Below are 17,000 nucleotides of genomic sequence, written 5' to 3'. Positions count from 1 at the left end.
TGAAAAATATTAGTCTGTGGGCTAATAATGGTATAATATTAGTCTGTGGGCTAATAATTGTGTAATATTAGTCTGTGGGCTAATAAAATTGGAATTTGTATTTTTGTTGAATAAAGAATCTTACAACATGTCAAAAACCGAATATTATGTTTATGTGATAGAATTGTCCAAGCGTGTATTTACTGAGAATACTCGGTTTAGAGCTGCAAATCCACAATTTAATGGTGTGTTGCAATGTTTATACGTGGGAATGACAAGCAAGACACCAGAAGAACGTTTTAAGCAACATAAAACAGGTCATAGAAATAAAAAAGGGTATAAAATCTCCTCTAATATTGTAGAAAAATACGGTATGTATTTACGTCCGAGTTTATACAATCATATCAATCCCATAAAAACAAGAGCTGAAGCTTTGGAAATGGAAGAAAAATTAGCATTGGAATTAAGAAGAATGCGGTATGCAGTTTGGTTTAATTGACCCCTCGGCCTACTGATAGCTATCGGGACGGCACCTCCCCTTGACCCTTCGACTCCGCTCAGGATAAAGGGCAGGAATTAAATCTAATCTAAAATAAAAAGTTTAAGGAAATCAATCAATTAAAGAAACTCCATTTAAATCGGTTGTTAAAACCTCGCTCATATAGTCAAAATAAGGGCGAATGGCTTTAAAAGCTGAATTGACTTCATTTATAAAATTGGAAGATGTAACTTCTTTGTCGGTATATTTTTTAGTGAAAATAAATTGCTTTTTACGGATCAAATCAATGTTTTCATGCTCTTTGCTAAAACCTTTGGGTGCGGTCTTAACTTCATCGCCTACAAAATTACCCCAAACTTGATTGAATTTTTTATTGTCTAATATGGCTCTTATTTCCGTGGCATCCTGTTCAAATTCTTTACGAATTCGAAACAAATCCTCTTTAGCAGGTTGCCAAAAACCAGTGGCTATAAAAGAATCTCCTGGAGCAATATGCAAATAATAACCACCTCTTAATTGCGGTTTTTGTCTGTGAAAAGAACCTCCAAAATGCGTTTTGTACGGATCCTTGTTTTTAGAAAATCTCACATCCCTGTAGATTCGAAACATTTTTAATTTATCAATCTCGTCATACTCTTGCATTTTATTGAGCAATTCGTTGTAAAATTGTTTTACTTCTACCTCAATAGCTTTGAATTCAGGCTTATGTTCGTTAAACCACTCGCGGTTATTGTTTTTTTCAAGTTTTTTAAAAAAAGTAATTGCTTTTTGAGGTACAGTAGTTGCCATAATTTATTCGATTTCATCCAAAGGTAAGAAAGTTTCTAGACTTTAAAAATCCTTGAATTTAAAATATTTTCATACCTTGCCATAGTTAATCAACTATTAACCAAAACTTTATATTAACTAAACCCAAATCATTATGACAAATTCAACAACAACCAAACCTCCTATCTGGTTTTGGATAGTAAGTGTAGTAGCCTTGCTATGGAACGCAATGGGCGTTGACCAATACTTGGGGCAAGCCTACCAAACAGAACGGTGGAAGTCAATGTTAAGTGATGAACAAATCGAAATAGCCAATAATGTACCTTCATGGTACGTAGCTGTTTTTGCTATTGCCGTTTTTGGCGGACTATTAGGGTGCATTGCTTTGTTATTAAGAAAAAAATGGGCTAGACCTCTTTTTCTTATTTCATTAATTGCAGTAATCATCCAAATGAGTTACCTAACATTTTCATTAAAAATGGCGAATATAATGACGCCTATGATTGTTATTGTAGCCCTTTTCTTATGGTGGTTTTCTAAAAAAGGAATTGCCAAAGGGTGGCTTAGTTAACTTGCGACTTTATTAAACAAGGCACTAGTTGAATCTAGTGTCTTGTTTTCAGTACTTCCACAATATCCGCCAAGGTAAAGCCTTTGGCCTGTAACAAAACAAGGTAATGAAAAAGTAAGTCGGCAGATTCGTTTAAAAACAAGTCATCATTATTGTCTTTGGCCTCAATAACGGTTTCCACAGCCTCTTCACCTACTTTTTGGGCAATTTTATTAATGCCTTCTTCAAAAAGTGAAGCTACATAACTCTTTTTACCGTCAGCGTTTTCCTTTCTTTCTTTTATAATTTTTTCTAATTCAGATAGAAATTCGAAATTGGTTTTATTTTCTTCTCCCCAACAAGTATCGGTTCCTTTATGGCAAGTTGGCCCGACTGGATTAACACTGACTAACAACGTATCGTAATCGCAATCTAACTTAATATCTACTAAATTCAGAAAATTACCGCTTTCCTCGCCTTTAGTCCACAACCTGTTTTTGGTTCTGCTAAAAAAAGTAACTTTTTTGGTGTCAATAGTTTTTTCGTAGGCTTCATTATTCATATAGCCCAACATCAATACGTTTTTTGTATTTGCATCTTGGATTATCGCGGGTACGAGTCCGTCATTATTTTTGTTAAAATCTATCTTCATTTAGTTCGTAGGTTAGTCCCCAGTAAATCAAAGCCTAACAGGGATATTATGATTTTTCAAGTCCTTTTTCAAGGCATTGATTTCAATTTCTTTAAAGTGGAAAACACTTGCTGCCAAAGCTGCATCTGCTTTTCCATCTACAAAAGTATCAATAAAATGTTGATTGTTACCAGCACCTCCCGATGCAATTATAGGAATATTCAATTCCGTTGATAATTTGGCCAGAGCTTTATTAGCAAATCCATTTTTTGTACCGTCATGATCCATGGAAGTAAACAAGATTTCTCCGGCTCCTCTTTGCTCTACTTCTTTGGCCCATACAAATAAGTCCAATTCCGTTGGGACTTTACCTCCCACCAAATGCACTTTCCATTTTCCGTTAATTTGTTTAGCGTCAATGGCTACTACTATACATTGACTTCCAAATTTTGCCGATAACTGATTGATTAAATCAGGATTTTTAACTGCCGAAGAATTGATAGAAACTTTGTCTGCACCACATTTTAACAAGACATCTACATCTTCAATAGATGAAATACCACCGCCAACGGTAAACGGTATATTTACTTTTTCCGAAACATGCAATACTAAATCTGCTAAGGTTTTTCTTCGTTCTTCCGTGGCGGAAATATCCAAAAACACCAGTTCGTCCGCTCCATTTTCCGCGTAAATGGCCGCCAACTCAACGGGATCTCCGGCATCTCTTAAATCCACGAAATTTACGCCCTTAACGGTACGTCCGTTTTTGATATCTAAACACGGTATGATTCTTTTTGTAAGCAAATCTATCGATTATTTAAGATGTATTTTCCTAATTCATTTAAACTAATTCTATTTTCATAAATAGCTTTACCGATAATAGTTCCCTCACAGCCTAACTCATCTAATCTAGGTAACTCATTAAAGGTAGAAATTCCTCCTGAGGCGATTAATTTTATACTAGAGGTATCTTTTAAAATCTTTTCGTATAAATCAAAAGATGGGCCTTGCAACATACCATCTTTACTAATATCCGTACAGATTACATATTCAATACCCTCTTTTTGATAGTCGTGAATAAAAGGAATTAATTCCTTATCCGATTCTTCTTGCCAACCGCTAATGGCAACTTTTTCGTCCATTGCATCGGCACCAAGAATGATTTTATTAGCACCATATTTTTGAATCCAACTTTTAAAAGTTTCTGGATTTTTAACCGCAATACTACCTCCTGTAATTTGGTTTGCTCCGCTTTCAAAAGCAATTTTTAAATCTTCATCGGATTTTAATCCTCCTCCAAAATCAATTTTTAGATTTGTTTTTGAAGCAATACTTTCAAGCACTTTGCAATTAACAATATGACTTGCCTTAGCTCCGTCCAAATCTACCAAGTGTAAATATTGAATACCATGCCCTTCAAATTGTTTGGCAACTTCTAATGGACTTTCATTGTACACTTTTTTAGTTGTGTAATCGCCTTTGGATAAACGTACACATTTGCCTTCAATAATGTCTATGGCAGGAATTATTCTCATGTTATATCTCAGCTATCATCCCTAAAGTCCCCTCAAGGGAACAATTCTTAGAGTGTTGATTAATTATAAAACTACCTCGGCACCTCAACCGATTGGATTATCATTTCAATGACTTTATCAGTTGTCATACCTTCCATTTCACGTTCTGGGGTTAAGATGATTCTATGTCTCAAAACAGGAGTCATGGCTTTTTTAACATCTTCCGGAATGACAAAATCGCGACCTTGAATCGCTGCAAAACCCTTGGCTGCCATCAATACCGCAATACTTGCCCTAGGCGACCCTCCCAAATATAAATGTGGGTGATTTCTTGTTTTGGTAATAATTTCAGCTATATATTTTATAATTTTTTCTTCTACTAATATCTCAAATATTTTAGAACGGTATTCCGCCAAATCTTTTTCAGAAAGTACAGATTTTATTAATGTTTGAGGTAAAGCTCCTTTTCTATCATTATGCGATTGGATTATTAATACCTCTTCCTCTAAGTTAGGATACCCCACATTAATTTTAAATAAAAAACGGTCTAATTGAGCTTCTGGCAAGGCATAAGTACCTTCCTGCTCTATGGGGTTTTGGGTTGCCAATACCATAAATGGTGGTGGCATCATATATTTTGATCCATCAATAGTAATTTGACGCTCTTCCATAACTTCAAACAAGGCAGCTTGTGTCTTTGCCGGAGCACGATTAATTTCGTCTATCAATACCAAATTAGAAAAAATTGGCCCTTTTTTAAATTCAAAATCCGAAGTTTTCATGTTCAACACCGAGGTTCCCAATACATCTGAAGGCATCAAGTCGGGCGTGAACTGAATTCTATTAAAGTCTGTTGTAATGGTTTTTGCCAACAGCTTTGCCGTTACCGTTTTTGCCACACCAGGAACACCTTCAATCAATACATGGCCATCCGCCAAAAGGGCGACTAACAACAATTCCATAAATTCTTCTTGCCCTACAATTACTTGATGTAACTGCTCTTTTATTTGTTCTACTGCCGTTTTTAACTTACTTAAATCTATTCGGCTGTTAAATTGTAAGCCTTCCTTATCTGGATTTTGCTCAGTGTTTTCCATTTTTATACAGGATTTTTAAATTTTTCTATTGCAGCATTAAGCTGTATTAATTCTTCTTTTGTAATGTTATTTTTTTGATGGATGCTATCTATCTGGTTAAAAAGTTTCTTTACATCTTCGATGTCGTGTCCGCTTCTTGACGCTACATAATTATAAAAATTATCGTTAATAGTAATCGTTGGCACGTGTAATTTTGTGCGAATATACTCCAACAAATACGTTATTTTATGTTCCGCTATGTTTTTATGCTCCGATTTTTCGTAATACATATTCGCAATAGTTCGCGTAAATGCCAATGTTTGATTTTTTAAAGGTGTGATAATAGGAATGTGTCGCTGTTTGCGTTTCCCTTCAAAAATGATAAAAAACAACACACCTATTAATACAGTGTAATATGCCCATTTTAGGCTTTTTGTACCCAGCAAGTACTGCATAGGCGACGTCATTCTACTTTTGCCTGTTTTATAATAGGCATCCCACAATATTGGTTTTGAACTATCCAGATAGGACAACACCGATGCCGTGTATTGTTGATTTGGTGATTTTAGAATAAAGTAATTGGTAAAAGCCTCGGGGAACGTATGAAAAAAGAAATTGCCTTTTCCATAGTTATATTTAATGAAGTTAATCCCTTCGGAAACTCGTTCATTATCCCCGTTCAAATATCCTGTTTTTCCCAAAGCGACAGCATTTGAAGTGTCAATTTTAGAAAAGGTTGTGTTATAAAAATTGCGGTCAAAATGAAATTCTTTGGTGCTCAAATTTTTATTGTAAAACTTAAAAAACACTTTTTCTTCAAAGGCTTCGGAAGAAATACCTTCTGTTTTAAGATTTAGAGTATCTATAGTTATACCGTGCGTGGATATAAACACATCATTGCCCTTATCCACAAATTCTAATAATTTGTTAAACTCATCTTCGCCAAAGTTAATGCCATCATCCACAAAAAAATAAGTGCCATTCTTAGTTTCATCTTGTAAAAATGAATAAGGCGGTATATTAATATCTTGAATTTCAGTATCTGGAAAAATACTAGTTAATTCGTTTCGTAGAACGTAGGTTCCATAAGGTAACTTGTGCTTTGCGGCATACGTTGGAAACCAATTTAACGGTTTTGGTTTGTTATATTCCACATAAACAAAGGCCAAAAACAATAATATGGCAACACCTAGCATTATTTTAGATCTTTTGCTCAACTTATTTAATGGAATTTGTTAGTTCGTTAAACTGCTGTTCCGCTTTGGCAAACTCGGCTTGGTTGAGTTCAAAATTACCATACCAAACAAAATCGTACAGATAGGTGCCCGAGGCAAATTGTTGTTTTAAGGTAGTCGATTCTATTTCGCCAATATAATCTTCGTTAGTTTTTTGCTGTTGCCAATCAATAAGTTCTGCATTAGATAATTTTTGCAATACCAAAAGGTAATAATACCGAACCGCCAATCGGTAATTTTTTTGAGCAATGGCATTTTTAATCAAATTGGGCAGGTCTTCGCTCTTTATTAATTCTTCATCTTCGGTCAATCGTACGGTAGATGTATTGGTTTTGCCCGAAACAATACTCTGTGTATTTACTTTTAAGAAAAATTTTATCAATAAAAACAATACCAAAGCAGCAATTGCATACGGTAAAATTCTAACAATAATACCCATAATTCCTGAGGCGATCTCATTACCAAAAATCCATTCTAAGAGGTTTAAAAACACCCTATACAGCCAGTTGAAGCCCCTTTCTAACAGTGAAGGTTCTCTCTTTTCAACTTCGTAGTTAAAATCCCTATCTGCTTTATATTCCTCAAGGTTATCTATATCAAACTTTTTGATTTCAATAGTCTGGGTATCAAATTTGACCTTTAACGAATCTTTCTGAGCCATCCCGCTAAGGCAAATAAAAACGAATATGTAAAAAAGAAGGTTTTTCAAAAGTCTATTGGCCTAGGCTATCAATTTTTTCAATGGTTCCGGTTAGGTTTTTTTGTTCATTTAAATCGTAATAGATGAAAACCGAGGCAATTAGGGTTATTGATGACAATACAAATTTACCTATATAGGAAATCACATTTAACCCAATATAAATTGGGTCGCTAAAAATACCGAATACCTCGGAGGGATCATCTGACCCAAGTGCTGTACCCTGATCAATCATCTGGTAAACAAATGCGGGTACCGAAAAGGCATAACCTAAAACTCCAACCAAAATGGTTACAACTAACAATACGCCAAAAGTATTCCACCATTGCCCTTTTATTAATGTGAAACTATGAGAGATAGAATCGCCAACACTTTTACCTTCAAATACTAAAATAGAAGTGGCCAAAGACAATACTACCCATAAATAGATGCCCGGCAGATAACATAAAATAGCTCCAAAACCTACCATTAATACTATAAGAATACCTAAACCTAAAAACTTCCAGATATTTTTAAACGTATTTGAGCGAATTTCTGAAAAATCAGCTACACCGTTATTTGAAATATATGATTTTATATAGTAGAGTGCAGTTAGCGATACCATAATATAAACTACCATAGCCGCCAGCATCAATAGGCCCAACCACCCGAAAAGCGTACCGAACACACCAAAAAATTCTGACGGGTTTCCATCTCCTGTCATACCTGCCATATCACCCACAGCTCCAATGTAATAGCTGAAAAATAATACCATTAAAATTGAGCCCACTAGAATAAATGGTCCTGCAATTTTTATAACTGCACTAAAATAAGATTTCCAATTCTCCCTAATAAACTTAAAAGTATCATTGATAATAGCTCCTAAATCACGTTCTTTTTTAAATTCGATAAAACTATGGTTCTGCATATTCTTGATTTTGTTTGGTTAATTTTATAGGATAAATAACATAATAATAGATAATTGCATAAAGTGAAGCCAAAATAATAAAAATAGCAAGCCAATCGGGCATTTCCGTATGTCGGGTTACAAACCCTTCTAAAAATCCGGCTACGATAAAAAACGGAATGGTACTGACCATAATCTTTAAACCCGCTTTTATGCTTCGCTTAAAAGAATCCAACCGTGTATAAGTGCCTGGAAAAAGTAGTCCATTGCCCAATACCATACCCGCACATGATGCAATAACAATTACCGATATTTCTATAGTTCCGTGAATCCAGATAGTTCTAGTAGATTCCCATAACAGGTCATGGTCGTAAAAAAAATATAAAAAAGACCCGAGCATAATACCGTTACGCATCATAATGTACAACGTACCTACCGAAAAAAGTATGCCCAATACAAAAGCGTACATTGCCACTCTGATATTGTTGATTGTTATTGCTACTGCCATTGCCATTTGACCGTCTTGTTTATAAACTGCCATAGGGTCACCTTTTGCTATATTTTCCAACGTCATGTTTACGTAAGAATCACCTAAAATCAGTCGTACAAAATCACCATCTTTTGCGGCAGAAAAAGCACCAACTACAGTAAAAAAGGCAAATACCAAAAACGCTATCAATAATTGTTTATGATGCTTGTAAAATGCTAACGGAAATTCTGTTTTAAAAAAACTGACCAACCTGTTTTTGCCCTCTTTTTTGGTTTTATAAATCTTTTGATGAGCATTTGAAGCTACGGAATTCAAATACTTTACCGTATTGCTATTGGGGTAAAAGGTCTTGGCATAGCTGAGATCATCGGTTATTTCAATATAAAGATCTGACAATCTATCGGGCGAAATCTCTTGTTTATTAGACAATACATTTTCAAACAACTGCCACCGTTCTTTATGTTTTTTTACAAAAGCCGCCTCTCGCATTTATACTAATTTATTCAAATGTTACTGGTAATAAGTAATAGTTTTTTTATAATTTCGTTTGCTTAAAAAATGTACGTATTACCTTGTACAAATAAAGGCAATAAATGGATAACTTTCAAATAGAAACGGCTCAAAATGTAGGCATCAATCAAAATGTAGCCAATGTAAGTACAAGAATAGGTTCGTTTTTGTTAGATGGGCTGATTATTGTCGGCTACGCCATTATTATGAATTGGGTTTTAAATGCCATTGGTCTAGAGCCTGACATGGAGTCCTGGATGATTTATCTGATTATGGGATTACCCATATTTTTTTACAGTTTACTCTTTGAAGTATTGATGAATGGACAAACACCAGGAAAATACGTAAATAAAATACGTGTGGTAAAAATTGATGGTTCCAAGCCCACCTTTGGTAGTTATTTATTGCGTTGGATGCTACGCTTAATTGACATAAGCATTGCTTCAGGATCGGTAGCCCTATTGACTATATTGCTAAACGGAAAAGGCCAGCGTTTAGGGGATATTGCTGCTTCTACAACTGTTATTTCAGAGAAAAAGCGTGTTACCATACACGATACTTTAGTTGCTGATATTCCTGACGATTATGTCCCTACCTTTCCTCAGGTAACCATGCTTTCGGATACCGATATCCAAACGATAAAACAAATGTACCGTACTGCAAAACGAAAAGGTAATCACGGAGTTATTGTTAAATTACACAAAAAAATAATTGAAATTACGGATATAAAAACTGATTTAAAACCAATTGATTTTGTGGATACGATTATAAAGGATTACAATTATTATACGCAACAATAAAGGAAGCCCCACCCTAGCCCTCCCCTGTGCCTCCGCTAAAGCTATGGCGATACGCGGAAAGGGAAGGGAACATTGAATGGATGAAATTTATAACGAGCTAATTGGAATTTAGGACTTGAATTTTGAGATTTATATATAATTTATGACGATATTTTACGCTTTAGATATATTAGGTACTATAGCATTTGCCATTTCAGGTACTCTAGTTGCTATTCATAAAAGGTTTGACCCTTTTGGTGTTTTTATTATTGCATTTGCAACTGCAGTTGGTGGTGGAACATTACGTGATGTTCTTATTGGCAGAACGCCTGTAGGCTGGATGCAAGATTTAAATTATGTTTATGCTATAATTGGTGCTACAATCTTTGCTATTATTATCAGAAAAAAGATAGATTATTTAAGCACTTCATTATTTTTATTTGATACGATTGGGTTGGGTATTTTTACCATAATTGGAACTGAAATTGGTATTCAGCAAGAACTACACCCTATAATATCGGTGGCTTTGGGCATGATGTCGGCCACTTTTGGAGGCGTGATACGCGATTTGCTCTGTAACGAGATACCCGTAATTTTTAAAAAGGAAATTTATGCAAGTGCCTGTATTGCTGGGGCAATAACATTTTTAATTTTGACCGAATTTAATGTTCCTGTAAATATCAATTATATTATTACCTCCTTAATTGTAATAATAATTAGACTAATTGCCGTTAAGTTTAAGTTGAGTTTACCTACGATATACAGGTAAGTTATTTAAAAATAATATATTGCAACTATAACGGATATAACCGCAATGCGGTTATACAGTTGTTAGAGTTTAATCAAAAAATTAAAAGGAGTACCAAAATAAAACCTTTTGAAGTAGACTTACGTTTAGAGAAGTCGGTTATTTTCTTTGAAGGTGACCAGATGGAAATAGGATATTTTCATCATAAGTTTACAGTTACACTGTGAAAGAGAGTTCTTTCAAACATTGTGAATGTTAAAAACTTATGTTAAAGAAAGTGATTTTTTTTGACAAAGTCAAGTTCTTTGGTCATCTTCAAAGAAAAGATACTTAAGTTTTCCAATCGCAAAGTGCTTATCTGGTCAGTATAAGCCCAATACGATTAGAGGGTTTTATTTATGTTATTGATTTATTGTTTTCGAATTTTTATGACTCCGTCTTTTTACAATTAAGAATTTTTATCTTTGGTAATTACCAAAGGAAAAATTTAGAAAGACTAAACCTAACAACCGATAACGGTCCATACTCCTAAAGTCGTACGGCAGTTATCCGGACGTTGTGCGTCATTTGAGAAAACTCGTTACTCAACCAAAATCATAGTTCACTCAATATGACTTTTCTAATTAAAAGAACTGAATTATTTTCGAGAAACTAAATAACTGAAAAATGAAATTCTCGATTACAATAATACTTCTGACCTTTTCATTTCTGTCATTCGGACAAGAATATCAGATTGAATATGGAAATAAGCGATATATGAAATATCATTATCATTGCTCTCACGATAATGGATTTACGTTAAAAAAGAGACTGAAAGACGGAAAATATCTTGTAAAATCTAAAGAAAATCCCGAATTGAATTTAATCGAAGGTTATTATAAAAATCGTAGAAAATTTGGAATTTGGAAAATATATAGTCCTTATGAAAAAACAACTGAATATCAGACTTTCCAAAAAGGTCAATTACTAACCGAAAAAGGAATTGACAGTTTAGGAAGAATATTTATGGAAATAAAACATACCGAAAATATGGAAATCGGAGTTTATTATGGTTATCATTCCAAAGAACAAATAAGATATAAAGATGAATTTTGGAATAATAAAAAAGAGAAAGTAAATATTTCAACTGCAACCTACTTTTATCCAAGTGGAAAACTGAAAAGTGTTACACGTTATAAAAACGGAAATGGACACGGAAAATCATTTAAGTATTATGAAAACGGACAGAAAGAAATGGAGTTTGAGTGGTTTAATGATAAACAAGTTGGAATCTGGAAATGGTGGAACGAAAAAGGCGAATTAACTAAAACAAAAGATTACACAACTGAATAAAAACTACTGGCAACAACTGTATAACCGCATTGCTAGTTCTAGCCTACTTACGAAAGTCCTCGCGGACTTTCTATCTGTGATTTATTTGCTAACTTTAGTGCTTAAACACACAACGAAATCATACACAAACCCGTTGTAGGTAATTAAAGACTGAAATTATGAACAAATTATTGATTTTGATATTTATCGTTTTCGGGATACAAACTGACTGGTTGAATGAAACCAAATTGTCAATATCTGAAACTGATAAAAATGCTGTTTTGATTGGCAACAAAGTTGTTCATGAAAAAGATGGAAAATCTAAAATAACAGAATATAAAGCGGGTGAAAAAAAGAAAATAAAAGTAGAATTCGTTCATACCAAATTAATGGATATTGAAATGAATTTTTACGAAAAAAACGGATTTGTGTTCGGAGAAATAATAAATGGAAAAGATGTTTTGCTTTACAAAAGAAAACGTTTAGAAAGTGAACCTTATGCAACTCTAATTGATTCAAGAACTTACTTCAAAAATGAAACCGAAGGAATCAATTTAATCCGTAAAGTAAATATTTATGAAACGGACAAGATTGAAGATGTTAGAAAGAAACTGAATAAATTGGAATTTGAAACTAAGAATTTAAACGGAGATGATTACATTCGAATGAAAGAAAAATTCGACCGAATCACAAAAATTGACAAATAAATAACTACCTACAACAATGGCTATAAGTAATTGCTGGTTCTCGCCTACTTCTGAAAATCCTCTCGAGCTTTCTATTATGTTTTATTTTCAAAAATAGGAGCTGAAAGACGCAACAAACCATATACAAACGCATCGGAATTCATCAATTTGCTAACGCTCGGGTCAGCTATGGCTGACTAAAGTTCCTACTGCTAACCACTTTTTTAATAATCACCCAACGTCTCAGCATTTTGGGCCAGAGCAACTTCCAATTGTTCATCATTAGGTGCTTTACCATGCCAAGCGTGCGTGTGCATCATAAAATCTACACCATTACCCATTACAGTATGCAGTAATATACAAACTGGTTTTCCTTTTCCAGTTCTGGTTTTTGCTTCTTTTAATCCTGCAATAACAGCTTCAATATTATTGCCTTTTTCAACTTCCAGCACATCCCATCCAAAAGCTTCAAATTTGGCTTTCAAATCGCCCATTGGCATCACATGGTCAGTTGCTCCATCAATTTGCTGTCCGTTATAATCAACCGTAGATATTAAATTATCAACTTTTTTACCCGCTGCATACATAATGGCTTCCCAAGCTTGACCTTCTTGCAGTTCGCCATCACCATGAAGCGAATAAATTAAGGAATCATCACCATTCAGTTTTTTAGCTTGAGCAGCTCCTATGGCCACCGACATGCCTTGACCCAATGACCCTGATGCAATTCTAATGCCGGGTAAACCTTCGTGGGTTGTTGGGTGTCCTTGTAAGCGTGAGTTTATTTTTCTGAACGTAGCAAGTTCGGATACCGGAAAAAATCCACATCTAGCCAACACACTGTAATATACCGGAGAAATATGCCCATTCGATAAAAAGAAAAGGTCTTCGTCTTTACCATCCATCTTAAAATCAGTGGAGTAACTCATCACTTCTTTGTACAGAGCGGTAAAAAATTCAGCACAGCCCAAAGAACCGCCAGGATGACCGGAGTTTACGGCATGTACCATTCTAACTATATCGCGTCGTACTTGTGTGGTAAAATCTTTTAATTCTTGTGTATTGGGCATTTTATTTTGTATTTAAAACGGTGTAAAAATACAAAACCCTAAACAGATTAAAATTTATCGTTACTATATTTTTTTGGCGAGTTATTAACAGCATTAATAAATCAAAATTGCTGTACCATATTTTAGTACCTTTGATCTCATTTACTCATTCAGTTAATGAAGACAAAACAGCTCAACAAATGAAAAATATATTCAAAGTACTAGTATTCATTTTTGCTCTACAAACTATTCATTCCCAAGAAAAAAGAGCTAGAGATTACGGTGTTGAAATTGGTGTTTTAAAAACTGGAACGTTGAATGCCATTACCGATGTTAATGGCGTAAAAGTTGGTCATACTACTTTAATCGAAGGCGATAGTATTAGAACTGGAGTAACTGCTATTTTACCACATTCAGAAGATATTTTCAACCTTAAAGTTCCTGCAGCCATTTATATAGGTAACGGTTATGGGAAACTTGCAGGATATAGTCAAGTAAAGGAACTAGGAAATATTGAAACTCCTATAATTCTAACCAATACATTAAGCGTTCCGGTGGCATCCGACGCCTTAATTACTTATACATTAGAACAGCCCGAAAATAAGAATGTACGTTCCATAAATTCCGTGGTGGGAGAAACCAATGATGGCTACCTCAACGATATTAGAGGTAGGCATGTCAAAGAAAAACATGTACTTGATGCTATAAAAAAAGCTAAAATTGGAAAAGTTGATGAAGGAAATATTGGTGCAGGAACAGGAACGGTGTGTTTTGGGTTTAAAGGTGGTATTGGTACATCGTCAAGGGTAATTCCAAAATCGTTGGGCGGCTACACCGTGGGTGTTTTGGTGCAGACTAATTTTGGCGGTGTATTGGAGGTTAACGGAACACCAGTTGCCAAAGAGTTGGGCAGGTATCCCTATAAAAACGATATGGAAGCGGACGGTTCTTGTATGATAGTTGTTATTACAGATGCTCCCATTGGTTCAAGAAATTTAGAAAGAATGGCAAAACGAGCTATGTTAGGGTTAGCAAAAACAGGAGGTATTGCTTCAAATGGTAGTGGAGATTATGTTATCGCCCTTTCCACCGCTAAAGAAAATCTAATCGACACAAAGCAGGATTCCACTTACCATAAATTAAAAGAATTAAAAAATAGTGAAGTAACACCTCTGTTTTTAGCAACCATTGAGGCTACTGAAGAAGCTATAATTAACTCACTGTTTGCAGCTAAAGATATGGTAGGAAGGGATGAACATGAAATAAAAGCACTACCAATTAATGATATTCTAAAAATCATGAAAAAGCATAATAGAATTAAAGAATAATTTATCAACCTCACCCCTGAAAACAGGGTGCTTTTTTTCACTAAAAACCATCTTTTAAGCACATAGGCTTTCATTTACTTTTGTTTTAAATAATTTTAAAAACAAACATGATGAAAATCCTAACCACACTTTTAATTGCCATAGTATTAATTTCTTGTAATACTAAAACTGTTGTTAATACAGAAACCAATGAAGCTATTATCCAAAAAGAAAAAGCTCATTTAAATCAGGTAAAATATACAAATGCCATTCAGGTTTACGGAGAGCCCCAAAAAAGTAACAAGAAAAAAGTTACAGCAAAAAATCTTTCGGTTGAACAGTTAAGCATTATAAAAGAATACTTTCCAAATAAAGAATATGAATCTAAAAAAATGTTTTTCTTGGAGGCTCTATGGGAAAGGCCAACAAATGCTGAAATTACCGTTTGGTATTTGTTTATAGAAAATGAGTGGAAACCGATTAATGTTTTACCAACTGCTTAATCTCCTTTTTTTGAGAAAAATTATTGAGCTAATTGATGTTCCTTTGTTCCATTAAAAGATTGAATTAAAATTGCTATTCCCATTACCAATGCACAACCAATTAAATTGAGCCATAAATAGCCCAGTAAGGATTTTTCGCCTTGACTTTCAGGCAAAAACATAGCAAAATAATAGATTCCAATTACAATAATTTGTGTAATCAAAGCTGCCATAAAAACAGCATTGCTTTTAACATATTTTATAAAAAATGCCAATAAAAATATTCCCAGCACATTGCCGTAAAATATGGAACCTATTATATTCACCAACTGTATCAGGTTATCAAATAAATTGGCAACACAGGCAATTAAAATTGCAATTATGCCCCACGTTAGTGTAAACCACTTAGAAGCCACTAGAAAATGTTTTTCCGACTTTTCTGCACGAACATTTCTTTTGTACAAATCTAACGCCGTTGTAGAACCTAACGCATTTAACTCTGACGCTGTTGATGACATTGCTGCGGATAAAATAACTGCTAATAATAAACCTATTAAACCTCTAGGTAAATTATTTAAGATAAAATGAATAAAGACATAATCTTTGTCGTTTGTTTCCACTTTTATATCTTTTTCTTTTGCTGCTACCTTAATCAATTCTCTTGCCGCTTGCCTATTTTCTTTATCTTCTTTATTAACTTCTGATATTTGTTTGCTTAACTTTTCATCTTCAGTTTTAATAAATTCGTTAATTAAAACTTGCTTTTTGTTAAAAATTATCGTCTGTTCATCTTGCAATGTTTTATAATCTTCCGAATAAGAAGAATTCAAAACTGTATCTGTTGCAGTAGGACTGAAATTAAGTGGCGTAGCATTGAATTGATAAAACACAAATACCATAACCCCAACCAATAGGATAAAAAATTGCATAGGTACTTTTAGTAATCCGTTAAACAATAAACCTAATTGCATTTCTTTAATTGATTTTCCTGAAAGATACCGCTGTACTTGACTTTGATCAGTACCAAAATAAGATAGTGCCAAAAAGCTACCGCCAATCAGACCACTCCAAATAGTATATCTGTTATCAAAATCTACAGAAAAATTGAGAATTTTCATTTTGTCACTGGCACCTGCAATATCTAGGGCTTTGGTAAATGTAACGTCCGCTGGTAATGCATTAACAATCATAAAAAAAGCGATGACCATGCCAGTAAAAATAACCACCATTTGATGTTTTTGGGTAACATTTACGGCTTTAGTACCACCAGAAACGGTGTAGACAATGACTAAAATTCCGATAATAATATTAAGTGTAATCAAATCCCACCCCAATACTGCAGACAATATGATAGCCGGTGCATAAATAGTAATTCCCGCAGCCAAACCTCTTTGAATTAAAAATAAAATAGCAGCCAAACTACGTGTTTTTAAGTCAAAACGACTTTCCAAATATTCATAAGCGGTATAAACCTTAAGACGGTGGTAAATGGGGATAAATACCAAACAGATAATGACCATAGCAATGGGCACACCAAAATAGAACTGCACAAAACCCATTCCGTCATGAAAAGCTTGGCCCGGAGTTGACAAAAAGGTAATAGCACTGGCCTGTGTGGCCATAACGGATAGCCCGATGGTCCACCATTTTGACTGATTACCACCACGAACAAAATCTTGCACATTTTTACTTCCTCTTGTCTGCCAAACACCATAGGCAACAATAAAAATTAAAGTACAGATTAAAATTATCCAATCAATTTGTTGCATAATTATTTTTTAAGAAAAGAATTTCGTAATTATA

The 17,000-nt window shown here is 34.2% G+C and carries 19 protein-coding genes; 8 read left to right on the top strand and 11 right to left on the bottom strand.

The features are described 5' to 3' along the window. Positions 1-127 precede the first annotated feature (127 nt). A complete protein-coding gene (locus U5A88_RS04915; RefSeq protein ID WP_354204284.1) occupies positions 128-478 on the top strand; it encodes a ribose-5-phosphate isomerase in 351 nt (116 codons plus the stop codon). A gap of 111 nt (positions 479-589) precedes the next feature. Here U5A88_RS04915 and U5A88_RS04910 read toward each other — a convergent pair whose 3' ends face one another. Next, positions 590-1,267, bottom strand: a complete 678-nt coding sequence (locus U5A88_RS04910) for a DUF2461 domain-containing protein (RefSeq protein ID WP_354204282.1) — start codon at positions 1,265-1,267, stop codon at positions 590-592. 133 nt (positions 1,268-1,400) lie between these two features. Between U5A88_RS04910 and U5A88_RS04905 the strand changes: the two genes are divergently transcribed. Beyond that, a complete protein-coding gene (locus tag U5A88_RS04905) occupies positions 1,401-1,817 on the top strand; it encodes a hypothetical protein (protein WP_354204280.1) in 417 nt (138 codons plus the stop codon). 34 nt (positions 1,818-1,851) lie between these two features. Here U5A88_RS04905 and hisIE read toward each other — a convergent pair whose 3' ends face one another. The 8 genes from hisIE to U5A88_RS04865 all read right to left on the bottom strand — a co-directional run bounded on the left by hisIE (position 1,852) and on the right by U5A88_RS04865 (position 8,814). Next, positions 1,852-2,448 (bottom strand): bifunctional phosphoribosyl-AMP cyclohydrolase/phosphoribosyl-ATP diphosphatase HisIE, encoded by a 597-nt coding sequence (gene hisIE, locus U5A88_RS04900; RefSeq protein WP_354204278.1) that lies wholly within the window; start codon positions 2,446-2,448, stop codon positions 1,852-1,854. A gap of 27 nt (positions 2,449-2,475) precedes the next feature. Then, entirely contained in the window at positions 2,476-3,231 is a 756-nt protein-coding gene (hisF, locus tag U5A88_RS04895; RefSeq protein ID WP_354204277.1) for an imidazole glycerol phosphate synthase subunit HisF, read from the bottom strand. Positions 3,232-3,233: 2 nt separating this feature from the next. Continuing rightward, positions 3,234-3,962 (bottom strand): 1-(5-phosphoribosyl)-5-[(5-phosphoribosylamino)methylideneamino]imidazole-4-carboxamide isomerase, encoded by a 729-nt coding sequence (gene hisA / locus U5A88_RS04890; protein ID WP_354204275.1) that lies wholly within the window; start codon positions 3,960-3,962, stop codon positions 3,234-3,236. 71 nt (positions 3,963-4,033) lie between these two features. Next, on the bottom strand, positions 4,034-5,038 hold the full coding sequence (locus U5A88_RS04885) for an AAA family ATPase (protein WP_354204273.1): 1,005 nt from the start codon (positions 5,036-5,038) through the stop codon (positions 4,034-4,036). A 2-nt stretch (positions 5,039-5,040) separates the two neighbouring features. Then, on the bottom strand, positions 5,041-6,234 hold the full coding sequence (locus U5A88_RS04880; protein WP_354204271.1) for a DUF4350 domain-containing protein: 1,194 nt from the start codon (positions 6,232-6,234) through the stop codon (positions 5,041-5,043). A gap of 1 nt (position 6,235) precedes the next feature. Then, positions 6,236-6,913 (bottom strand): DUF4129 domain-containing protein, encoded by a 678-nt coding sequence (locus U5A88_RS04875; protein ID WP_354204269.1) that lies wholly within the window; start codon positions 6,911-6,913, stop codon positions 6,236-6,238. A gap of 52 nt (positions 6,914-6,965) precedes the next feature. Further along, complete coding sequence (locus tag U5A88_RS04870; RefSeq protein ID WP_354204267.1) at positions 6,966-7,856, bottom strand: hypothetical protein; 891 nt, start codon at positions 7,854-7,856, stop codon at positions 6,966-6,968. Then, positions 7,843-8,814: a stage II sporulation protein M gene (locus U5A88_RS04865; protein WP_354204265.1), complete on the bottom strand. Its 972-nt coding sequence runs from the start codon at positions 8,812-8,814 to the stop codon at positions 7,843-7,845. Before U5A88_RS04865 ends, U5A88_RS04870 begins: the two co-directional genes overlap by 14 nt. A gap of 104 nt (positions 8,815-8,918) precedes the next feature. On the opposite strand from U5A88_RS04865, the gene U5A88_RS04860 reads away from it, so the two are divergent. From U5A88_RS04860 to U5A88_RS04845, 4 genes are all read left to right on the top strand, one after another. Then, complete coding sequence (locus tag U5A88_RS04860; RefSeq protein WP_354204263.1) at positions 8,919-9,635, top strand: RDD family protein; 717 nt, start codon at positions 8,919-8,921, stop codon at positions 9,633-9,635. Positions 9,636-9,783: 148 nt separating this feature from the next. Further along, entirely contained in the window at positions 9,784-10,383 is a 600-nt protein-coding gene (locus U5A88_RS04855) for a trimeric intracellular cation channel family protein (protein WP_354208136.1), read from the top strand. A 645-nt stretch (positions 10,384-11,028) separates the two neighbouring features. Further along, on the top strand, positions 11,029-11,694 hold the full coding sequence (locus U5A88_RS04850) for a toxin-antitoxin system YwqK family antitoxin (protein WP_354204262.1): 666 nt from the start codon (positions 11,029-11,031) through the stop codon (positions 11,692-11,694). A 158-nt stretch (positions 11,695-11,852) separates the two neighbouring features. Further along, positions 11,853-12,380, top strand: coding sequence for a hypothetical protein (locus U5A88_RS04845; RefSeq protein ID WP_354204260.1), 528 nt, complete (start codon positions 11,853-11,855; stop codon positions 12,378-12,380). 203 nt (positions 12,381-12,583) lie between these two features. Here the strand turns inward: U5A88_RS04845 and U5A88_RS04840 are convergent, their stop codons facing one another. Further along, entirely contained in the window at positions 12,584-13,429 is an 846-nt protein-coding gene (locus U5A88_RS04840) for a transketolase (protein WP_354204258.1), read from the bottom strand. A gap of 179 nt (positions 13,430-13,608) precedes the next feature. Here U5A88_RS04840 and U5A88_RS04835 point away from each other — a divergent pair, with 179 nt between their 5' ends. Continuing rightward, positions 13,609-14,736 (top strand): DmpA family aminopeptidase, encoded by a 1,128-nt coding sequence (locus tag U5A88_RS04835; RefSeq protein ID WP_354204256.1) that lies wholly within the window; start codon positions 13,609-13,611, stop codon positions 14,734-14,736. 107 nt (positions 14,737-14,843) lie between these two features. After that, the gene (locus U5A88_RS04830; RefSeq protein WP_354204254.1) at positions 14,844-15,218 is read left to right on the top strand and encodes a hypothetical protein; all 375 of its coding nucleotides are present in this window, start codon (positions 14,844-14,846) and stop codon (positions 15,216-15,218) included. A 20-nt stretch (positions 15,219-15,238) separates the two neighbouring features. Here the strand turns inward: U5A88_RS04830 and U5A88_RS04825 are convergent, their stop codons facing one another. Beyond that, positions 15,239-16,966, bottom strand: coding sequence for a sodium:solute symporter (locus U5A88_RS04825; protein ID WP_354204252.1), 1,728 nt, complete (start codon positions 16,964-16,966; stop codon positions 15,239-15,241). Positions 16,967-17,000: the final 34 nt, after the last annotated feature.

Origin of the sequence: Aureibaculum sp. 2308TA14-22 (assembly GCF_040538665.1) — a bacterium.
Classification (GTDB): Bacteria; Bacteroidota; Bacteroidia; order Flavobacteriales; family Flavobacteriaceae; genus Aureibaculum.
This window is presented reverse-complemented; position numbering and strand designations above follow the sequence as displayed.